General features: G+C 74.0%; 1 protein-coding gene and 1 pseudogene. Both read right to left on the reverse strand.

Annotation, left to right across the window (positions count from 1 at the left end; all coding sequences use genetic code 11):
* A pseudogene (locus C6558_RS39160) lies at positions 1 to 193 on the reverse strand (hypothetical protein); the annotation flags it as partial.
* Between the two features lie 69 nt (positions 194 to 262).
* Positions 263 to 465: ATP-binding domain-containing protein (locus C6558_RS39165; RefSeq protein ID WP_146161021.1), on the reverse strand; the 203-nt coding region annotated here is incomplete at its 5' end.

Below are 465 nucleotides of genomic sequence, written 5' to 3' on the forward strand. Positions count from 1 at the left end.
GAGACGGAGCGGTCGGGTCGAAGCCGCAGTAATACGAGACGGGCTCCCCGGCCAGCGCCTGTTCCAGCGCGGCCTCGTCCGTCGAGACGTGCACGAGCCCGCGCCAGCGCAGCTCCTGCCAGACGTTCTCGAAGCTCGGGTCGTTCGCCTGTGCGCGCAGTCGGGCCGCGCGCTCCTCGTTCTGGGGTGCCATAGCCCCCAGCCTAGCGACGCGCCCGCGCGCCTCCGCGACGCCGCGCACGTGCGACGTCGCCCGCGGGGCTCACTCCGGGACGTCCGCCAGCCCGGCCGGCAGCGCGGCCGCGTCCGTCCCGGCGACGACGGACAACGACTGGGTGGCGCGGGTCATCGCCACGTACAGATCGCCCACCACGCCGCGCGCGTCGGCCACGATCCGCTCGGGCGAGACGAGGACGACGGTGTCGAACTCCAGTCCCTTGGTCTCCCACGGGGTGGCGACGACGA

It is taken from the genome of Ensifer sp. NM-2, from assembly GCF_003024455.1.
In the GTDB taxonomy this organism is placed as follows: domain Bacteria; phylum Pseudomonadota; class Alphaproteobacteria; order Rhizobiales; family Rhizobiaceae; genus Ensifer; species Ensifer canadensis.